At 47.1% G+C, this 21,231-nt stretch carries 18 protein-coding genes; 5 read left to right on the forward strand and 13 right to left on the reverse strand.

The window, feature by feature from the left end; all coding sequences use genetic code 11:
• Window positions 1-4: 4 nt before the first annotated feature.
• The 3 genes from wecC to DWZ03_RS09890 are packed head-to-tail and all read right to left on the reverse strand — an operon-like array spanning window position 5 to window position 2,325.
• On the reverse strand, window positions 5-1,210 hold the full coding sequence (gene wecC / locus DWZ03_RS09880) for a UDP-N-acetyl-D-mannosamine dehydrogenase (RefSeq protein ID WP_120129845.1): 1,206 nt from the start codon (window positions 1,208-1,210) through the stop codon (window positions 5-7).
• A 49-nt stretch (window positions 1,211-1,259) separates the two neighbouring features.
• Complete coding sequence (locus DWZ03_RS09885) at window positions 1,260-1,742, reverse strand: UpxZ family transcription anti-terminator antagonist (RefSeq protein WP_120129847.1); 483 nt, start codon at window positions 1,740-1,742, stop codon at window positions 1,260-1,262.
• Between the two features lie 49 nt (window positions 1,743-1,791).
• A complete protein-coding gene (locus tag DWZ03_RS09890) occupies window positions 1,792-2,325 on the reverse strand; it encodes a UpxY family transcription antiterminator (protein WP_035448818.1) in 534 nt (177 codons plus the stop codon).
• A gap of 1,394 nt (window positions 2,326-3,719) precedes the next feature.
• Between DWZ03_RS09890 and DWZ03_RS09900 the strand changes: the two genes are divergently transcribed.
• The 3 genes from DWZ03_RS09900 (at window position 3,720) to DWZ03_RS09910 (ending at window position 5,925) form a co-directional block, all read left to right on the forward strand.
• A complete protein-coding gene (locus DWZ03_RS09900; protein ID WP_005831367.1) occupies window positions 3,720-4,184 on the forward strand; it encodes a DUF4494 domain-containing protein in 465 nt (154 codons plus the stop codon).
• Window positions 4,185-4,263: 79 nt separating this feature from the next.
• Window positions 4,264-4,929: a YggS family pyridoxal phosphate-dependent enzyme gene (locus tag DWZ03_RS09905; RefSeq protein WP_120129853.1), complete on the forward strand. Its 666-nt coding sequence runs from the start codon at window positions 4,264-4,266 to the stop codon at window positions 4,927-4,929.
• An 18-nt stretch (window positions 4,930-4,947) separates the two neighbouring features.
• Window positions 4,948-5,925, forward strand: a complete 978-nt coding sequence (locus DWZ03_RS09910) for a dihydroorotate dehydrogenase-like protein (protein ID WP_009038219.1) — start codon at window positions 4,948-4,950, stop codon at window positions 5,923-5,925.
• Window positions 5,926-6,018: 93 nt separating this feature from the next.
• Here the strand turns inward: DWZ03_RS09910 and DWZ03_RS09915 are convergent, their stop codons facing one another.
• Together DWZ03_RS09915 and DWZ03_RS09920 are read right to left on the reverse strand one after the other, a co-directional pair.
• Complete coding sequence (locus DWZ03_RS09915; protein WP_005831372.1) at window positions 6,019-7,923, reverse strand: polysaccharide biosynthesis protein; 1,905 nt, start codon at window positions 7,921-7,923, stop codon at window positions 6,019-6,021.
• Between the two features lie 184 nt (window positions 7,924-8,107).
• Complete coding sequence (locus DWZ03_RS09920; protein ID WP_005831374.1) at window positions 8,108-9,433, reverse strand: PhoH family protein; 1,326 nt, start codon at window positions 9,431-9,433, stop codon at window positions 8,108-8,110.
• Between the two features lie 168 nt (window positions 9,434-9,601).
• Between DWZ03_RS09920 and DWZ03_RS09925 the strand changes: the two genes are divergently transcribed.
• Entirely contained in the window at window positions 9,602-10,855 is a 1,254-nt protein-coding gene (locus DWZ03_RS09925; protein WP_120129856.1) for a bifunctional folylpolyglutamate synthase/dihydrofolate synthase, read from the forward strand.
• Here the strand turns inward: DWZ03_RS09925 and DWZ03_RS09930 are convergent.
• The 7 genes from DWZ03_RS09930 to dnaN form a co-directional block, all read right to left on the reverse strand.
• On the reverse strand, window positions 10,823-11,197 hold the full coding sequence (locus DWZ03_RS09930; protein ID WP_005831379.1) for a RidA family protein: 375 nt from the start codon (window positions 11,195-11,197) through the stop codon (window positions 10,823-10,825). The two genes, DWZ03_RS09925 and DWZ03_RS09930, sit on opposite strands and share 33 nt — an antisense overlap.
• 226 nt (window positions 11,198-11,423) lie before the next feature.
• Complete coding sequence (locus DWZ03_RS09935) at window positions 11,424-13,127, reverse strand: serine protease (RefSeq protein ID WP_120129859.1); 1,704 nt, start codon at window positions 13,125-13,127, stop codon at window positions 11,424-11,426.
• Window positions 13,128-13,130: 3 nt separating this feature from the next.
• Window positions 13,131-13,871, reverse strand: coding sequence for a 23S rRNA (guanosine(2251)-2'-O)-methyltransferase RlmB (rlmB, locus tag DWZ03_RS09940; RefSeq protein ID WP_005831382.1), 741 nt, complete (start codon window positions 13,869-13,871; stop codon window positions 13,131-13,133).
• A 28-nt stretch (window positions 13,872-13,899) separates the two neighbouring features.
• The gene (recN, locus tag DWZ03_RS09945) at window positions 13,900-15,570 is read right to left on the reverse strand and encodes a DNA repair protein RecN (protein WP_120129862.1); all 1,671 of its coding nucleotides are present in this window, start codon (window positions 15,568-15,570) and stop codon (window positions 13,900-13,902) included.
• Between the two features lie 26 nt (window positions 15,571-15,596).
• The gene (gene coaBC, locus DWZ03_RS09950) at window positions 15,597-16,826 is read right to left on the reverse strand and encodes a bifunctional phosphopantothenoylcysteine decarboxylase/phosphopantothenate--cysteine ligase CoaBC (protein WP_005832361.1); all 1,230 of its coding nucleotides are present in this window, start codon (window positions 16,824-16,826) and stop codon (window positions 15,597-15,599) included.
• On the reverse strand, window positions 16,827-17,597 hold the full coding sequence (locus DWZ03_RS09955; protein WP_005831385.1) for a 3'-5' exonuclease: 771 nt from the start codon (window positions 17,595-17,597) through the stop codon (window positions 16,827-16,829).
• A 138-nt stretch (window positions 17,598-17,735) separates the two neighbouring features.
• The gene (gene dnaN, locus DWZ03_RS09960) at window positions 17,736-18,860 is read right to left on the reverse strand and encodes a DNA polymerase III subunit beta (RefSeq protein WP_005831387.1); all 1,125 of its coding nucleotides are present in this window, start codon (window positions 18,858-18,860) and stop codon (window positions 17,736-17,738) included.
• A 187-nt stretch (window positions 18,861-19,047) separates the two neighbouring features.
• Between dnaN and DWZ03_RS09965 the strand changes: the two genes are divergently transcribed.
• Complete coding sequence (locus DWZ03_RS09965) at window positions 19,048-19,416, forward strand: DUF3127 domain-containing protein (protein WP_005831391.1); 369 nt, start codon at window positions 19,048-19,050, stop codon at window positions 19,414-19,416.
• Window positions 19,417-19,583: 167 nt separating this feature from the next.
• On the opposite strand, the gene DWZ03_RS09970 is transcribed toward DWZ03_RS09965, so the two are convergent.
• Window positions 19,584-21,218 (reverse strand): DUF3352 domain-containing protein, encoded by a 1,635-nt coding sequence (locus DWZ03_RS09970; protein ID WP_005831393.1) that lies wholly within the window; start codon window positions 21,216-21,218, stop codon window positions 19,584-19,586.
• Window positions 21,219-21,231: the final 13 nt, after the last annotated feature.

A 21,231-nucleotide genomic window follows, 5' to 3' on the forward strand; every position in this document is an offset into this window, starting at 1 on the left:
TTAATTATTTCTTATAGATTCCGCAAAAGTCAAGAATTACTTTCCGGTCATTATGTGGCAAAGATTTAAATACAGAATGAGCAACCAGAAAAACGACGATATCAGCCTTCTCATAGGCTTCTTTATAGTCTGTAAGTTTAAACACATTGTGTTCCTGCACATTAGGTTCCACTACTAAGATATCCGCATTATTACAGCTTTGCATCACTTTGGTAGTAATATATTTGGCAGGAGCCTCACGCAAATCATCAATATCGGGTTTAAAGGCCAGTCCCATCATGGCAATGGTAGGTTTACGATGATATTCCAATTCAAACTTCAACATAGCATTCTGTACTTTCTCTGCACACCAGAATGCTTTATAGTTATTGATTTCACGGGCAGTAGATATGATTTTAGATTCCATGGGAAATTCTGCCGTAATGAAATAAGGATCAACCGCTATACAATGTCCTCCAACACCACAACCTGGTTGAAGGATATTCACACGAGGATGTTTGTTCGCCAAGTTTATCAATTCCCAGACATTGATTCCTGCTTTGTCACAAATCAGAGAGAGTTCATTGGCAAAAGCTATCTGTACATCACGGGAGGAGTTTTCTGTCAGTTTACACATTTCTGCCGTTTTACAATTAGTGCGATGGAGCGTTCCTTGTACAAACTTACTATAAAACTCAATGGCCTTATCTGTAGAGGATTCATTCAGACCTCCAATAACTCGATCATTATGAACTAACTCATAAATGACGTTCCCAGGAAGAACACGCTCCGGACAATAAGCAATATAAATTTTATCACTCAATTCCGGACGTAATCCAAATATCAAATCACACATTTTATCAGTAGTACCTACTGGTGATGTAGATTCTATGACATACAAATCCCCCTCTTTCAACAAAGGTATTACGGCACGGGTAGCAGCTTCCACGTAAGAAATATCAGGCTCATGATTTCCCTTAAAAGGAGTAGGCACCACCATAAAATAGGCATCACTCACTTCCGGAGTTGTAGAAGCCTTCAACTGACCGGTAGTAACAACTTCTTGAAGAAGCTCCTGCATACCAGGTTCAATGATATGCAATTTACCCTGATTAGTCATTTCTACAACTTTGGGATTAATATCAACCCCGATAATCTGAATTCCGTGTTTAGCAGCAATAATCGCAGTAGGCAGGCCAATATAACCCAACCCCATAAAACATGCTTTCATATCAATAAAAGTTATCTATTTTTTATGATTTCCTTATCACACTCAAATCCTATTCTACTTCCTCAAACGGGTATGGATTCTCTTCGATATTTTTCAATTCTTCGATGATTTCAGTTTGTCCCGAAGTCAAATTATCTTTGTTCCAACCTTCAATAATTGCATAGGCTTCTTGAAGCAAAACTTCCTCATAAATTTCCCCATAACAATAAGTTAACAAACGAACTTTAAGCAAAGAAACCGGCAGATGTTCCAAAACATGACAAATCCGATTCAATATCGTTTGTTTCTTTTGCTCCTTATCCCCATCATCATAAATGGTAGCATTATACCCCATCAAAAGAGCCAGACACAAATTCGCCTCCTCTTCAACATCGGAACTTTGAGCAGAAAAAAGAGAATCGGACTTAACAAGCACTTCCTTATTCAACCGGCAAAAAGCGTCGGAATAGACCGGCTCGCCGTCCATACCAAGATACATCAGCTCATGAGCTGCATGCTGAAGCTCAAGAGCACGGGAAGTTAAATCATTCATTATTATGATATATGATTAAAATAAATATAAGATTATACTTATTTAGAAGTCACCCGATTATTTTCAGATAGGATTTGGGGACTTTGACACTTGCCGTCAAAAGATCTTTAATACGGATAACGACGTATGTTTTATTGGCTTCGATGGCAACCTCACCTTCAATACCGCTGAGTTCGCCTTTGATAACTTTTACTTTATGCCCAACAGTAAGAATTTCGCTATCAAGGCTGACACCGTCAGGATTCAAATCCATTACGAACATAAAGTCCTCCATTTGCTTATCCGGCACCACCAGCATAGAATGCGTGGAAAGGTCCTTCATATAAAAAAGGGGGACATTATAGATGTTGGAAATATCGCAGGCTGTCTGCTTGGTGGAATGAACAAATACCAGATTGCGGATTACTGGAACTTCGCTACGCTTACGACGATACTTCAATTGAGAAATGACAAAACGCGTGGGAAGATAATAGTCAAGCTCCAAATGCTCTTCCGATTTAAGTCGGTCCAAAGATTTCCGGACTGTGAATTCCTGCTTGTCACGGGTGCGAGCCGCAAACCAATATTTCTGTTGTTCAGTCACTTAGAAATTTTCTTTCGAATGAATTAGCTCAGTTCCGGGTGCGCTTCGCGGTTTGAACGAGACATTTTCCCACCCAAACCGTATTGTACACTTTTGCAATGATAATAAGCTATTAAAGAAGATATTAGACTCATAGAAGTGTCCAATAAACGTTCGTTTAATAAACGCAAAGATAAGCCGTATTTTTTGAACTAACAAAATGTTTAATAAAAATATTTCCTAAGTGTTTTTTGTCTCATCTTAATATATTGAAATCTAGTAGTATACATCTAATATTTAACATCTTAAAGTTCTGTTCCTTTTTAACTTTTATACCTCTACTTATTTTCTTAAAAATAGACGTTTATTAAACGAACGTTTAAAAAACACCTCATCATTTCCAATATATCATTCTACATTCCAACATCTTACCCTCATAAATGCATTATTGAAGTTTCGTAAATATACCTACTGATAAATGGGAATTTATCGCACAGAACGCAAGTGAAATAAAAGCCCACTTCCATAACCTATGGAGAGAGTGAAAGCCCATGGATTTCTATCTAAAACACAAACATTACTTTACTTTTCGCCCTTTGTTTGTCCACTGTTGCATAGGGAATTAATAACGCCTAACGGCCATGAACAGCTCTGCTAATGGCCATGAAGCAATCGTTTAACGACCATAAGCAGGGTTGTTCATGGCCGTTAGGCGTCACTAACTCCAAGGCTTTTACAGATGAAGTACGTAGCCCACGCCTATTGCGCACAAGGTGCAAACGTATTGTACAGCAACTTAAAAGACATTAGACTCCACTATTCATAGTCGGGCAAACTCGAAAATGCAGGAAAACTACACTGACCGATTTATGTAACCCACGCGCGGTATTATGGTAAAGGATAATAAGTTACGGCAAAACTCAGGCGTTTTTGGCAGGTGGAAGCAAATTTTGCTTCCACCTTTTCAGATTGCTTCCACCGCAGGGTAAATGCCGATGAATAGGGAGATACAGGAGATGGGTGGAAGTGTGGAAGCAAAGCAGATGCAAATTTATGTTTCAGCAACACACCTCAAGTTTTAAAAAAGATGTAGTACAAAGGCATAATATATAATAAGTGTTACAAATACACACTTTATACCCCGTTACTCTTGCAAATGTCGAAAAAGTCCGTACCTTTGCAATGTGTTTTTCATAGTATTAGATTTAAGGTTAACAAAGGTTGGAGTACAGCGGTACTCCTTTTTTTATGCCCATACGTACCGTACCGGTTCTCCAATAAAATTTTCACGTAAAATGCAAGGCAACTTTTTATATCCATTTAGTTTTTGGCTATCTTTGCACTGCTTTCGGCGGGCATAGGCACGCATAAAGCAGCTTAACTAACAATAAATCAATAATTAAAAACAGAAAATTATGGCAATGCATACATGGTTTGAATGTAAGATCCGTTACGAGAAAACAATGGAAAATGGAATGAACAAGAAGGTGACCGAACCGTACCTGGTGGATGCCCTCAGTTTTACGGAAGCGGAAGCACGCATCATCGAAGAGATGACGCCGTTCATTTCGGGAGAGTTCACCGTATCGGACATCAAACGTGCCAACTATAGCGAATTGTTCCCCAGCGAAGAGGAAGCTGCCGACCGCTGGTTTAAATGTAAACTGGTTTTCATCACACTGGACGAGAAAAGCGGTGCGGAAAAGAAAACCTCTACCCAGGTATTGGTGCAGGCTGCCGACTTGCGTGATGCAGTGAAGAAACTGGATGAGGGCATGAAAGGCACAATGGCCGACTATCAGATAGCATCTGTAGCGGAAACCGCCATTATGGATGTATATCCGTACAGTGCAGAGCCCGACGACAAACCGGAAGTTTAATTTAAGTGATGAGTTATAAGTTATGAATTATTATTGTGACCCATAACTTATAACTCATAACTCATAACTCAAAAAAACGATGATTGCAGAGAATTTAAAACAAGTACTGAGCGAACTGCCTGAAAAGGTACGGCTGGTGGCTGTTTCCAAATTTCACCCCAACGAGGCGATAGAAGAAGCGTATCGTGCCGGCCAGCGTGTGTTCGGAGAAAGTAAGGTGCAGGAAATGACCGCCAAATACGAAAGTCTGCCCAAAGACATAGAATGGCATTTCATCGGGCATCTGCAAACAAACAAAATAAAATATATCGTTCCTTACGTAGCGCTGATTCATGGCATAGACTCCTACAAGCTGTTGGCCGAAGTGAACAAGCAGGCTGCCAAAGCCGAAAAAACCGTCAACTGCCTGCTGCAGCTGCACATTGCCCGGGAAGAGACCAAGTTTGGATTCAGCTTTGACGAATGCCGGGAAATGCTGGCAGCTGGTGAATGGAGAGAGCTCAAGCATATCCGGATATGCGGATTGATGGGCATGGCCACAAATACGGACAATGACGAACAAATCAAAACAGAGTTTTGTTCTTTAAGTAGCTTCTTCAATGAAGTGAAAGCCAAGTGGTTTGCCGATGCAGAGTCATTCCGGGAACTGTCCATGGGAATGTCTCACGATTACCACGAGGCCATTGCAGCCGGGAGCACCTTGATACGTGTAGGAAGCAAGATTTTTGGAGAAAGAAACTATTAACCATAAAAAATCATTATCATGGCAACATTAGAAACTACTTTTGCAGGGCTGAAACTCAGAAACCCCATTATCGTCAGCAGCTCCGGACTGACGGACAGCGCCGCCAAGAACCAAAAACTATCTGAGGCCGGCGCAGGTGCCATTGTGCTAAAATCACTCTTTGAAGAGCAAATCATGATGGAGGCTGACTGGATGGGAGACCCGAACATGTACCCCGAAGGCAGTGACTACCTTGTAGGATATATCCGCGAACATAAGCTGGGTGAATATCTGAACCTGATTAAGGAAAGCAAAAAGGTTTGCAATATCCCCATCATAGCCAGCATCAACTGCTATCAGAATGCCGACTGGGTGGAATTTGCCGCCAAAATAGAAGAAGCCGGTGCAGACGCACTGGAAATCAATATCCTTGCACTGCAGACGGATGTACAGTATACATATGGAACCTTCGAGCAACGCCACATCGACATTCTGAGCCACATCAAGAAGACGGTCAAGATACCCGTCATCATGAAGCTGGGCGACAACCTGACCAATCCGATAGCTCTGATAGACCAACTGTACGCCAACGGCGCCGCCGCAGTAGTGCTGTTCAACCGCTTCTACCAGCCGGACATCAACATTGAGAAAATGATACAAGTATCCGGCAACGTATTCAGCAACGAAGCCGATTTGTCTAAAGCCCTGCGCTGGATAGGCATCGCTTCGGCAGCCGTAAACAAGCTGGACTATGCCGCTTCCGGTGGTATCCACTCGCCCGAAGGCGTTGTCAAGGCAATATTAGCAGGTGCTTCGGCCGTAGAGATATGCAGTGTGCTTTATCAGAATTCAGCTACCATCATTGAAGAATACATCCGCTTCCTCAACTTGTGGATGGACCGCAAAGGTATGGAAACCATCAGCCAGTTCAAAGGTATTCTGAACGTAAACGACCCGAAGGGAGTCAATACTTTCGAACGTACACAGTTCTTGAAATACTTCTCTTCACATGAATGAGACAAAAGGCTGACAAGAAGACAATAAAATTGAAAGGGTGATAACACTACAATGACGTTATCACCCTTTCATTTATACTATACCGCTATCTTTTTATTTCTTCTTATCCAGCGCCTCAAAGCAGGAATTCTTGCTCACGAACTCCGGAACAATATCCTTCATGGCAGCAACAATTTTCATCTGGTCATAAGTGTAACTTACATCAATCAGCTTCTGGATACGCTCCTTCACCTCGTCATAGTCATACTCACGCACCGTGGCAATCATAATCTTCTCATGATAGGTGGGCTTTGTAAGCTCCTTCACATTCAAGAGTTCCTCGTAGAGCTTCTCGCCATGACGGAGACCGGTAAATTCAATCTTCACATCCGTACGTCCGGAAAGGCTGATCATACGCTTAGCAAGATCCACAATCTTCACCGGCTTACCCATGTCGAAGATGTAGATTTCACCGCCGTTGCCCATACTGCCGGCCTCAAGAACAAGGCGGCAAGCTTCGGGAATGGTCATGAAGTAACGGATTATCTCAGGATGGGTCACTGTCACCGGGCCGCCACGCTGAATCTGGTCGCGGAAACGGGGAATGACAGAACCGTTGGAACCCAGCACATTGCCGAAACGCGTAGTGATGAACTGAGTGGCATGGCCTCCCTCCTTCTGCAACTTCTTCGCAAGAGACTGCACATAAATCTCGCAAATACGCTTGGAACAGCCCATCACGTTTGTAGGGTTAACAGCCTTGTCCGTAGAAATCATCACAAACTTCTCGGCACCGTATTTCACGGCAAGATCGGCAACGGTGCGCGTGCCGAATACGTTCACCTGGATGGACTCGGAAACGTTGTCCTCCATCATCGGCACATGCTTGTAGGCGGCCGCATGGAAAATATACTGGGGCTTGAACTCCCTGAAGATATCCTCCATGCGCGTGGCATTGGAGATGTCGGCTATGATGGTCTCGGCATCGATGTCGCGCCAACGGTCCTGAAGTTCCAGACGGATGTCGTGCAGAGGGGTCTCGGCCTGGTCCACTAAAATAAGTTTATAGGGATTGAACGAAGCCACCTGGCGCATGATTTCACTGCCGATGGAGCCGGCGGCGCCCGTAATCATCACACGCTTGCCCTCCAGATGAGAGGCAACCTTATGGATATCTATCTCAATAGGATTGCGCTGAAGCAGGTCCTCAATCTGAATTTCCTTCAACTGTGTGCGGCTCAGCGCCTGACCGTTCCACTCGCTCAAAGGAGGCGCGGTCATCAGTTTGATGTTGTGCACCAGCAGGCGGTCAGCCATGTCGGACTTCTTCAGTTCCTCCATCTTGGCAGGAGAAATGATGATGGTCTGCACATCGCGGTCGTTCAGCACATCAATCAGCGTATCATCGTTGGGGAACACCCTGACACCCATCATCACCTTGTTGATAAGCTCAGGTTCGTCCGCAATGAATCCGCGCAGACGGTAGTGGTTGCGCAGATTGACACGCAATGCCTTGGCAATGTTGACCCCGGCTTCCTTGGCACCGTAAATAAACACATTGGCACTGTGGGTGCCGTCGAAGTTCAGCGCCTCGAAGAAAGTCTTGACAATCACACGGGAGCATGCCATCATGGCAAAGCTGATGATATAGGACATGAACAGCACGCTGACCGGAGCCAGGTTGAACTCCAAATAGCTTTCCGTCAGGACGCTTGTTATCATCAGCAGTGCATACGACACCGTCAATGACACAAAAATGCGCATGATATCCACAAAGGAAGAAAAGCGCAACACATTGGAATACGTACGGAAAACACGGAAGAAAATCAAGTTGACAACAACCGTCCATAAAATGGTCTTGTCAATGGTAGAGGATTCCAAAAAAATGCTTCTGAAATCATATCGGAGAGCATAGGCCAACAGACTGGATATGACGATGATAAATACGTCAATTAATAGAATAGTCCATATCGGAAGCACTTTCGCGGAAAGATACCGATGAAAAAAATTTCGCTTCATTTCGCTTGACAGTTTTGTTTTAGGCGAGGCAAAGATACACTATTTTAGGCAAAACAGACAATAAATCGATAAAAAAATGTTATAACAACTATTTATCGTCTATAAAGAAACCATCCCGCCTCCCCCGTTTTAACAGTCGGAAAGCGGGATAGAAATAGTTTTACCCCGGAAAATGCGGTATCCGCTACATCAGATTACTTGCCAACTCGCTCAACTGGCTACGTTCTCCTTTCACCAGATTGACATGGGCAAACAAGTTCTGGTCCCTCATACGGTCTATCATATAAACAAGCCCATTGGACTGACTGTCCAGATAGGGTTGGTCTATCTGCTGAATATCACCGGTAAACACCATTTTTGTGCCTTCACCGGCACGGGTGATGATGGTCTTAATCTCATGCGGAGTCAGGTTTTGGGCTTCATCAATAATACAGTAGGTCTCGCTCAAACTGCGCCCGCGGATAAAGGCTAATGCCTCGATGACCAATTGTTCACTTTTTTGCATATCCTCCAAGCGTTTCACTTCAGAGGAATTGGCAGCGAACTGATGCTTGATTACATTCAAATTATCGAACAAAGGCTGCATGTAAGGAGCCACTTTCTCATTGGCATCACCGGGAAGGAATCCAAGGTCTTTATTGGATAGGGCCACGATGGGACGTGCCAGGAGAATCTGCTTGTAGTCGGTAAGTTTTCCCAATGCGGCGGCCAATGCCAGCAGGGTCTTGCCGGTTCCCGCCTTGCCGGTCAGGGCAACCAACTTGATGTTCGGGTCGTTCAGCACCTCAAAAGCAAAGCTCTGCTCGGCATTGCGCGGCTCAATGCCATAATTCTTTGTCTTGTGGACCCGGCAAATCGAATGGGCAAAGGGATTATAACGCGCAAGCACACTGCTGCGGTCACTCTTCAGCACAAAACATTCGTTGGGACGAATGATGTCCTTAAAATCGAACTCGTTGATGTCCAGTCCTTCTTTGGAAGAATAAATGCGATCTATCAGCGCAGGGTCAATACCCTCGAACACTTCATTCGACTTTTCGAATATATCCACATTGATTACCTTATCATTGATGTAGTCTTCGCACAGCAGACCGATGGAACGCGCCTTCATGCGCAGATTCACGTCTTTCGTGACAAGGATGGTTTTCATTTTAGGCTTTTTGGTGGAAAGCCAGTCCACTACCGACAGAATCTGATGGTCGGGGATGCGTTCGGGAAAGGAATCACGTACTCGGGGAGAGTCCACCATGCCTGCCACCACAAACAGACGGCCCAAGCCCTCTCCCAATGGCGCCCCTTTGGTGAACAGATTGTCATCGGTAATCAAATCAAGCTCACGGACGAACTCACGCGCATTGAAATTAATCTGCTCATTACCTTTCTTGAATTTGTCCAGTTCTTCAAGGACTACGATGGGAAGATAAATGTCATTCTCTTGAAAATTCTTCAAACAGTTATAATCGTGAAGAATCACATTCGTATCAATCACAAAATTTTTCTTAGCTCCCATACACGTTAGATTTAAATTGTTAATACCTTTGCATAAGCTTAAGATAAGTTACACTGCAAGCAATTTCAAGCAAGCTTGATTGCGTCCGGTCTGCATTATCTTTGTCGCTTTTAAAGATAACAAATTAATAGGGAGAAAGGATTGCTTCTCCGTTAAATATTATAAAAGATGGATTATCAGAACACTTTAACTTACTTATATAACAGTGTGCCCATGTTTCAGCAGGTGGGCGGCTCAGCATACAAGGAGGGGTTGGAAAATACTCTGACCCTGGACGAACATTTCGGACATCCCCACCGCAGTTTCCGCAGCATTCATGTGGCCGGTACCAATGGAAAGGGTTCCTGCTCGCATACGCTTGCCGCCATACTGCAAGAGGCAGGATACAGGGTCGGGCTCTATACCTCGCCCCATCTGGTGGATTTCCGGGAGCGCATCCGGATTAACGGACAGCCTATACCCGAGGAATACGTCATCCGTTTTGTAGAGCAGGAACGTGGCTTCTTCGAACCCCTCCATCCCTCTTTCTTTGAGCTGACCACCGCCATGGCCTTCCGCTACTTTGCCGATGAAAAGGTGGATGTAGCCGTAATCGAGGTGGGACTAGGTGGACGCCTGGACTGTACCAATATCATCCGTCCGGATGTATGCATCATCACCAACATCAGTTTTGACCATACCCAATTCCTGGGGGACACCTTGGCAAAAATCGCAGGAGAGAAGGCAGGAATCATTAAAAGCGGTATCCCCGTTGTAATCGGCGAGACCACTCCCGAAACGAAACCGGTATTTCTGGAAAAAGCACAGACAACGGGTGCTCCCATCTACTTTGCCGAGGAGAATGACCGTGAAGACTATCCCGGAATAGAATACGAACTGAAAGGGCTCTACCAGCAGAAAAATGCCCGGACCGTACTCACCGCCCTCCCGCTACTGAAAGAAGCCGGCTACCGGCTGGACGGACAAGCAGTGCGCAGTGGCTTTGCCCGTGTGGTGGAACTGACGGGCTTGATGGGACGCTGGCAAAAACTGCAGGACTCACCCACCCTGATTTGTGACACCGGCCACAATGTGGGAGGCATCACCTACATTACAGAACAACTGAAACAGCAGGCTTACCGCCAACTACACATCATCATAGGCATGGTGAATGACAAGGATATACGGGGGGTACTGGCCCTGCTGCCCCGGGAAGCGACCTACTACTTCACCAAAGCCAGCGTGAAGCGAGCATTGCCCGAAAGCGAACTACAGGAGCTTGCCGAAGCAGCAGGTCTGGAAGGACATTGCTATCCTGATGTACCTGCCGCCGTGCGGGCCGCACAAGAAAAAAGCCTCCCGGAAGATTTCATCTTCGTGGGAGGCAGCAGTTTCATTGTGGCCGACTTGTTAGCGAACCGCGATGCACTCAATCTCTACTAAGGCATCTTTGGGCAACGCCTTCACTGCCACAGCCGAACGTGCCGGGAAAGCACCGTCAAAATAAGTGGCATATACCTTGTTCATATCAGCGAACAAGGACATGTCTGCCAGGAAAACAGTTGTCTTCACAATATTCGCCATACCCAGCCCTGCCTCTTCCAGGATATGCTTTATATTCTCCAAGGACTGGCGAGCTTGCGCTTCCGCACCTTCAGCCATCACTCCGGTAGCTGCGTCAATAGGCAACTGACCTGATACAAATACCATTCCGCCGGCTTCGATAGCCTGGCTATAAGGGCCTATGGCGCCCGGTGCCTTCTGGCTGCAAATCACTTTCTTCATGATTGTCAAAGTTTGTTTTTATTAATAATCGAGTCTATTTTCTTTTTTGAAATAAAAAAAATCCGAAGTATATGCAGTATTCCGGAAATCCACGCATTTTATAAATAAAACAACGTAATTTCACTCATAACCTGTTATACCTAGACTTAACTCATTTAACACGGGGGAGTTCCCCAAAACAGAGGCTCTGCTTGCGAAAGCAGAGCCTTTATTCTATCCCATCCCTTTACTTGCAATGCTTCTCAATCAAAGCATCCACATTGGGGTCACCCAATTCCTTTGCCTTGGCAAAGCTGGCACAAGCTTCCTTGTCCTTCTTCATCTGCAGCTGGGCGATACCCATCAGACGGTAGGCCTCGGCATACTTAGGGTCTTTCTCCAGAGCAGTCTTCAGCACATTCAACGCCTCTTCGTAACGTCCCACGCGAAGATTCACCACTGCCAGTTCGGCACGGTAAGTCAAATCCTCCGGATTCAGTTCGATGGCTTTCGCCATATCGTCCAGCGCACGCTGGTACTGCTTGGCCTTCAAAGCAGCCTGCTCACGGTAATAGTAGAACATGTCGTTCACTTTACCGTTCACGGCATTGTAATAGGCGTCATAATCCAGCATGGCATTACGCGCCTGGTCTGCATTCATACGGGCTTGGGCACGCTCCAACAAATAAGGGGCGGCTTCCTCCGTATAGGGCTGGGTAAAGCGGGCCACACAACTGTCCATCAGAGCCAGTACCTCTTCGGCAGGTGCCTGCATCAGTTCCTTGGTCTTGGCAGCACTGAAGAAGGTAGCCGGAGAGGCCAGAATGGTCTTATTCACTTTATCATAGCTGGTAAATGCCGACGGATAGTCCTGCTTGGCAAACTGGATGTCACCCTCCAACTGGACATAAACCGGAAGCTCGTCAATGGCTATCGCTTTCCGTACCTCGTCCAGAGCCTTGTCGAGCGACCAGTCCTTATAAACTTTCTCGGGCTTGCCCAATGCATAATTATAGATTATCTTGGCCCGGTTGTAATACACATCATCTTTCTTTGCGGCAACCTCCAAAGCCTTATCCATATCTGCGGCGACCTTATCCATGGAAGCATCTTCACGGGACATGAACAGATGCTGGGAAGCACGGCGCAGATAACCGTCGGCACTGGCAGGATATTGTGCAATGAAATCGTTCAGAGTCTCCATATACTTCTCCGGAGACAGTTGGGAAGAAGCCATGTAGAGGAACACCAAAGCCTGCTCTTCGGTATCGGGCAATGCCTTCTTAATACCGATGCCCTTCAATGACATATCTCCATAAGACAATGCGGAGATATTCTGCGACATGGCGAAATTGGCATCAATGGCATAGCAGATGGTAGCCGTGTCTTGTCCGGAGGACTTCTGCGCAAGGCCGAAGACCTGCCCGTCCACAGTCATCAGCGGACAACTCACCATCTTGTCCTTCAAACGCATATCAAGTGTATAATAGGAATAGTTACCGGAAATCTTATCAGCTTCCTTTACTTTCCCGGCAGTGAAGGAACGGTCCTTCTGGGTGGAATAAGGCAGCAGATATACATCCGCACCGACGGCCGGAGCCACAGCAGCCAAAGTGAGTGCCGTGACTTTCTTTCCGGGGATGCCGACACGGAACTTGACAACATCGTACATGTCATCAGCTCCCATAATGGCCTCCACCGGCATCTGTGCCCCGTCCGAGCTCATCACAACGGCGCGCCGGGCACCTTTGAACAAGGTGTAGTCAGAAAGCGCAACGCCATCTTCAGTGACAAAAAAGCCGTTTCCAGTATTCAGTATCTTATCGTCCTGGTCGTAGGTCACCACCGAAAAAACGGCACGTTTGGCTTTGTCTACCCACTTCGGGGCTTGTGCCACACTCCACTGAGCCAATAAACAGAGAGTGAGCATCAACAGCAATTTCTTTTTCATATCTTAGTTGGTTCTTTGTTTTACCGCTTCATAAATCAAAATGCCGGCTGCAACGGAAACATTGAGGGACTCGATGGTTCCCAACATGGGAATTTTCACCCACTCGTCACACAACGCCAGGTTGTCATAGGACACCCCCTTGTCTTCGGCACCCATAATGATGCACATCGGACCGGTATAGTCGGCTTTGGTATAGTCGTAATCGCCTTTCTCCGTGGCTGCCACGATATGGAAACCACTATTCTTGAGGAATTGCAGGGTCTCTTTCAGGCTGTGTTCGCGGCAAACGGGCAAAGTGTGCAAGGCTCCTGCCGAAGTTTTCATGGCATCTGCGTTGACTGATACACTGTTCCGTGCAGGGATAATCACGGCATCTACCGCCGCACACTCGCAAGTACGGGCAATGGCGCCGAAATTGCGGACATCCGTGATGCCGTCGAGCATCACAAACAGAGGATTCTTGCCCTGCTCGAAAAGGAAAGGTACCAAGTCCTCCGTCTTCTGGTAAGTGACTGAAGAGATGAAGGCAATCACTCCCTGGTGATTCTTACGCGTCACGCGGTTGATGCGTTCCACCGGAACGCGCTGTACCGGTATCAAAGTCCCTTTCAAGACAGCGAACAGCTCTTTTGACAAATCACTCTGAATGTCCTTCTTTACCAATATCTTGTCTATCTCTTTTCCTGCCTGAATGGCTTCTATCACGGCACGAACGCCGAAAATCATTTCACTGTTATCAACCATATATGGGTATTTACTATTTGACGATTTACTATTTACTATTTGATACTTCCAGCAATGCTCTGGCATTGTTCAGTGCGGCTTCGGTCAGCTTAGCACCACTCAGCATATGGGCTATTTCTTCCACGCGTTCATCGTCGGTCAGACGACGGATGTGACTGTTTGTTTCCGTCTCGTTGTCCTGCTTGTACACCTTATAATGGGCGCGTCCGCGGGCAGCAATCTGGGGCAGATGGGTGATACTGATTACCTGGCGGTCCTGCTCGCCCATCTCCTGCATGATATCCGCCATGCGGTCGGCTATCTCGCCGGAGACTCCGGTATCTATTTCGTCGAATACAATAGTAGGAAGCTTGACGGCACCGGCTATCATTGCTTTGATGGAGAGCATGACGCGGGCTATTTCACCACCCGAAGCTACGGAGGAGACGCTTTGCAATGCCCCGTTCTTATTCGCGGAAAACAAGAAGTTCACAGTATCCGCCCCGTGTATGCCCGGCTCTTTGCGGGCACCTATCTCTACCTGGAAACGGACATTGGGCATGCCCAACGGAACCAGCCGCGCAGCCATCTGCTTCTCCACTTCACGGGCAGCGGCAGTACGCGCCTTGGTGAGGACGGCAGCCTGCTTTTTCACCTTATTATATAAAGCGTCGCAACGCGCTTTCAGTTCCTCGATGTGCTCGTCGGACGAAGTGATGGCGGAGAGTTTGGCGGCGTATTCATCCGTCAGCGCCAGAAGTTCACCGACAGTGGAAACGCGGTGCTTCTGTTGGAGCGTATAAATCAAGTTCAGACGTTCGTTCACTTCATCCAGACGTTCGGGGTTGAACTCTATTTCATCCTCCTTACCCGACACTTCCTGCGAAATATCCTTCAACTCGATATAAGCGCTTTCCATGCGTTCGGCAAGTTCCCCGGCAACCGGATAAACCCTCTGCAGGCCGAGCATCGTATTCAGGCATTCCTTCAGCCCGGACAACAAGCCTCCTTCGTCCGAGTAGAGCGTCTGCCCTACCCGATAGAGTCCGGCCTTTATCTCTTCCGCATGACTCAGCGTATCTGCCTCTTGCTCCAGCTCCTCCTGCTCACCGGCAGACAAGTGTGCCTCTTCCAACTGTTCCAGTTGGAAACGGATATAGTCTTCGTCCGACTTATCCTGATTGGCACGGGCAACAAGGGCCTCCAAATCCTGCTGTGCCTGCTTCCATGCTCCGAAGATATGCTGGTAAGCAGACAAGGCCTCTTCGTTATGCGACAAGATGTCCAGTACATTCAACTGAAATCCTTCCTTGTTCAGCAATAGGTTCTGATGCTGGGAATGCACGTCAATCAGCTGTTCTCCCAGCTCCTTCATCTGAGCCAATGAAGCAGGCGTGTCATTGATGAATGCCCGGCTCTTGCCCGAAGCGGACACCTCGCGGCGCAGGATGCATTCTTCCTCGTACTCCAACTCATTCTCCTCAAAGAAAGGCTGCATACCGTAAGCGGAAATATCAAAACGGGCCTCGATAATGCACTTCGAAGCTCCTACACGAATGGCTTTCACATCGGCACGCTGTCCCAGCAGCAGACCGATGGCACCCAGAATAATGGATTTTCCAGCACCGGTCTCACCCGTTATCACCGAGAAACCGCTGCTGAAGCTGATATCGAGCTTTTCAATAAGCGCATAATTCTGTATGTAAAGCGAACGCAACATAAGGATATTGACGATTTGACGATTTACTATTTACTATTTAAATCTTTCACCAGACGGTCTACGATGTCGGCAGCCACTTCGGCTTTGGACTTCAAGGGGTAGTCCGTCTTTCCCTGGTGGTCTATGATACTGATTTTATTGGTATCGCAACGAAAACCGGCTCCCTTGTCGTTCAGGGAGTTCAGCACGATGAAGTCCAGATTCTTGCGGTTGAGCTTGTCTTCCGCATTCATCTGCTCGTTATGAGTCTCAAGGGCAAAGCCTACGAGGAGGCGCCGTTGGTGCTCTGTATCGTTCTTCAGATTGCCTAAGAAAGCGGCTATGTCGCGAGTAGGTTTCAAGTTCAAACTCATCTCCCCGGTCTTTTCACGCTTGATTTTCTCATCCGCCACTTGTTCGGGGGTGTAGTCTGCCACGGCAGCCGTCAAGATGGCGGCATCGGCATGGACAAAGGCGGCGGATGCAGCCTCGAACATCTCCTGCGCCGACTCTACCGCATGGTACTGGTGCATCGGGAAGTAAGTGCCTTGCTGCACCGGACCGGCAATCAGTATCACCTTGGCCCCTCTGGCGGTACATTCATCTGCCAGGGCAAGTCCCATCTTGCCGGAAGAATAGTTGCCGATGAAGCGCACCGGGTCTATCTTCTCATAAGTAGGTCCTGCGGTTATCATCACTGTCTTGCCCACCAGGTCGCCATCTTTGGCAGCAAAGTACATTTCCAGGTGGCGGATGATATTCTCCGGCTCCTCCATACGGCCTTTCCCCACCAGATGGCTGGCGAGTTCTCCCGTAGCAGGTTCTATGATGTGGTTTCCATAAGAGCGGAGTGTATCCAGATTCTTTTGGGTGGAAGGATGGGCATACATGTCCAGGTCCATGGCAGGCGCCACAAACACCGGAGCTTTGGCGGAAAGATAGGTGGTAATCAGCATATTGTCTGCCACGCCATTCGCCATCTTGCCGATGGTGGAAGCCGTAGCCGGGGCTATCAGCATGGCATCTGCCCACAGACCGAGGTCCACATGGCTGTTCCAGGTGCCATCGCGTTGGGCAAAGAACTCACTGATAACCGGTTTGCTGGTCAGGGCAGAGAGCGTGATAGGGGTAATAAATTCTTTTCCGGCAGGCGTAATGACCACCTGCACCTCTGCACCACGCTTAATCAGTCCGCGAATAATATAGCATGCTTTATAGGCGGCAATGCTGCCCGTAATGCCCAATACTATTTTCTTCCCTTTCAGTATATTTGCCATTTATTTCTGAGTCATTTCACGCAGACGTATCTTGGTCAGCGTGGCTTTGGTATTCAGGGTAAAATCACTGTTCAGAATCCAGCTGTAATAGCCGGGATCGCGCTTCAGGACATCGGATACCGACATGCCCTTGTACTTGCCGAAGTTGAATACTTCCACACCTTTGTCATCGTAGACCATACGACCGGCAAAGTCCACATTCTTGTTGAAGCTGGAATAGTCGGCAAGGAAAGCCACGTCATTCTGCAACTCCGGATAGCGGTCCAACTGCGACATCAGCACTTCGTAGGTGGCACGTGTATCAGCCTCTGCCGTATGGGCGTCTTCCAAATTCTTGCCGCAATAGAATTTATAGGCAGCAGACAGCGTGCGTTGCTCCATCTTGTGGAAAATGACCTGCACGTCCACAAACTTGCGGCGGCTCATGTCAATGTCCACACCGGCACGAAGGAACTCTTCCGCCAGGACGGGGATATCAAAACGGTTGGAGTTGAAGCCCGCCAAGTCGCATCCTTCAATGTCATTGGCAATGTTGCGCGCCACTTCCTTGAATGTGGGGCAGTCGGCTATATCGGCATCGTAGATGCCATGAACGGCAGATGCTTCGGCAGGAATGGGCATTTCGGGGTTGATACGCATGGTTTTGGACTCCTCATTCCCGTTGGGATATACCTTGAGGTAACAGATTTCGACAATTCGGTCTGAGTTGATATTGGTACCCGTAGTCTCCAAATCAAAAAAGACTATCGGATTTTTCAGATTCAATTTCATTGTTTTTTCGTTTTATAAGCTCTGGCTATGAGCTATAAATTATAAGTTTAACTTACAAGCCACGAGCTACAAGTACCGTGCGGCATAATTGCGCAGCCACTTGTAGCTCGTAGCTCATAATCCGATTGCTAATATTCATCAGTCATTCAGCATCATCGGCATCAGCAGCATCAGCAAGTCTTCGTTCTCTTCCTGCTCTACCGGAATAATGACACCTGCACGTGAAGGATCTGCCAGTTCGATAACGATTTCATCGGCAGAAATGTTATTCAGAATGTCAATCAGGAAAGTGGACTTGAAACCGATGCTCATCGGATTGCCCGCATATTGGCAAACCAGTGTTTCTTCGGCCGATGTAGAGAAGTCGATGTCCTGTGCGGAGATGACAATCAGATTCTCCTGCATACGGAGCTTGATAAGGCTGCTTGCCTGCGAAGAGAAGATAGACACGCGGCGCAAAGCACCGAGCAGTTGCAGACGGTCTACCGTCACTTTATAAGGGTTGTTCTGCGGAATCACAGAGTTGTAGTTGGGATAGCGTCCTTCGATGAGACGGCACACCATGCGGTAGCTTTCCAATGTGAACACAGCGTTGCGTTCGTCGAACTCGATAGTCACCATGCCTTGTTCTTTCGGCAGCAGATTCTTCATCAGCGAAGCCGGCTTCTTGGGCAGGATAAAGGCGGCACGTTCGTTACCTTTGGCAGCCAGTGTCTTGCAGCGCACCAGCTTATGACCGTCTGATGCCACCATCGTGATGTCCTCCGTTGTGATATCGAAATAGATACCGTTCATCACGGGACGAAGCTCGTCATCAGCCGTAGCAAACACGGCACGGTTGATACCACCCAGCAACACTTGTGCATCCATTTCCACACGTACGGCATTGTCACCCAACATGGCAGACTGCGGGAACTCGTCCGCATTCTGCCCCATCAGGCTGTATTTACCGTTCTGATACTGTACCGTGATTTCAAGGGAATCCGTATTGATTTCAAAAGTCAACGGTTGTTCGGGAATTTCCTTCAAAGCGTCCAAAAGGGTTTTGGCTGTGACGGCAAAACGGCCGTCCATATCACTTTCATTCACTTCGACCGTAGTGACCATCGTCGTTTCACTGTCGGAAACAGTTGCAGACAAGGTTCCGTCTTGCAGTTCAAAGAGGAAACAATCCAAAATAGGCAACGCATTCTTCGAATTAATCACACGGCTGATAGCCTGCAAATGACTGGAGAGCGCAGTACTCGAAACGATAAATTTCATATCTTCTGTATATTTAAGTTTTTTATTTTGCTAACGTCTTAGAAACCGTTTTTATCTTTTTCAAACTGACGGACAAAGTTAAAAAAAGAATTCCCTACGACAAAGAAATAGCAAGAAAAAACAGCCGAATATTCGTCTCATATTCCTAAAAAATTGTAACTTCGCCGCATCATTTAAAAAGAAAACAATGGAATTTACAGGAAAAATCATCGCTATACTCCAGCCCAGAGGCGGAGTTTCCAAGTCAGGTAACGAATGGAAATCACAAGAATATGTGATTGAAGACCATGGCCAATATCCGCGCAAAATGTGTTTTGACGTATTTGGAGCGGACAAAATCGAACAGTTCAATATTCAGATGGGCGAAGAGCTGACAGTATCTTTTGATGTAGACGCACGCCAATGGCAAGACCGTTGGTTCAACAGTATTCGCGCATGGAAGGTAGAACGCGTAAGCACTGCCGCACCCGCTCCGGGCGCTCCCGTTCCACCGCCGGCTCCCACTGCCGCACCGGAATTCCTCGCAGGGGATGCAAAGGATGACCTGCCGTTCTAAGAATATGTTATAATTCACCACAGATTGCACAGATTAACACAGTTCATTCTAGAATTTTGATAATCAAGAATTTTTAGCTGTTTTAATCTGTGCAATCTGTGGTGAGTGTGTATTTTGACTTTCCTCGTGCTTATTTTCCCTCAGCACTCTACAGAATGACCGATTAATCACCCTTTATAAAGCAATACGATATTCGGATAAACCACCCCTTCTGTACAAGTGAATTGTACTGCAAGCATGAAATGACGGAAGAAGTTGGATTGACGGAAGAAGAAGTTCGGTATCAGACGCACATACGTTTCAGGCTGGCTCAGCATCATCTCCATATCCACCATCATCACAAAATTATATATGGGTGAAAGACTGCCTATACCCTCTTCGTACACCGGTGTTCCGTCTAACACATCTCCACTCTCCACCGCCTCAATATAGGCCGAAAGGCTCAGTGCATCGGGAGCCAGCAACAGACTACCCCGATAGAAACAGGCAAAGGTATAAAGGGCAGACTCCGTGATGCCCGTCAGCTGGGTGAGCAGCGTGTTACGGGGCAACACATATTTAGGGAACTTCCTTGCTTTGGGATACAACGAATTATTTGAAACCACCTTCGGCATAAGCGGAGCATCCTCTTCCTTGGGGGTACTGTAAAGCAGAGACTGCAAGCGGCGTTCCGCTGCCAGTTCATCCTTGAGAGGGATACACATCACGGCGCAAGGCAGCTTGTCCAACGTGTCTTTAGACTGGAACAAGCAAGACATCACGCTCTCGCCCGCATGCTCATTCAAGTAAGCAATCCACTCCTCGTCGCGCTGCTTGATATAGTCTGAATAGGTGGCCTTGGCATACTCCTGACTGGCAGTAAAGCCAAACCAGGAATTTCTGTCAGACATTGCCCAGCGATCGTAAAAAAAAGTGGAAGACGGAAGCAGAGCCCCGGAAAATCCGTCCTCTACCGGCTGCTGCACCCGCAAGGCATTGATAAACGTCTGTGTGGAATCCGACCCATGGCTGATGCCGGAGCAATAAATGGCATCTTCATTGAACTTCATGTCAAACTCCGCCCAACTGCCCAGCTGCGTCTGCGAACGGATACCGTCCGTAGGCTTCCCCATATCCACTCCTTTCATACGCACATAGACCGTGGCAGCCACGTTACTCTGCTTGCCCGCGTACATAGTGCGGAAAGAAGGGAGGTTCATCAGGGACTTTTTGCTGCGCCGCGCATCAATCACATGTTCTATCAAACGCTTCTGGAAACTTACAACCAGAAAATCGGGAGTGAAGTAGGCAGCCAGGAAACGACCGTCTGCCATGGGATAGATACGTATCTCCTCTCCCTTGTAATCGAAATACTTGGAAGGAAACGAACTGGAGCAGTACTTCTCCACAAAAGATTCCACCAACTCATAATCACCCGAACCCAAACTGCAATACAATACTTGGTTCATCGGTGTATCCGGCTCGTGAAAGCTAATCAGCATCTTGTTCATCTGTTTACTCAGTCCATGCGGAGTATCCTCCACCAAAGTATACAAATATTTCTTCAAGTAAACAAAAAGCTCCGATACGTATAGAAAATGATTGTCTTTGCTGCAATTCAGTTCATTGATATCTTCCACGAGGTCTGCCATACGGTCAGTTTCGAGTATGGCTGTGGCATCTTGAGGCACCAAAGTATAAAGATTGAAATCCTGCCGGTTCTCCACCGAATTCAACCGCAGGAAGGAATACACGCCAAAACCGGTACATAGCAGCACTATGGACACAACGACAGCTATCTGTATGAGGAGTCGGAGTTTCATGGCATTTATTCAT

It is taken from the genome of Bacteroides sp. AF29-11, assembly GCF_003602895.1.
GTDB classification, from domain to species: Bacteria; Bacteroidota; Bacteroidia; order Bacteroidales; family Bacteroidaceae; genus Bacteroides; species Bacteroides uniformis.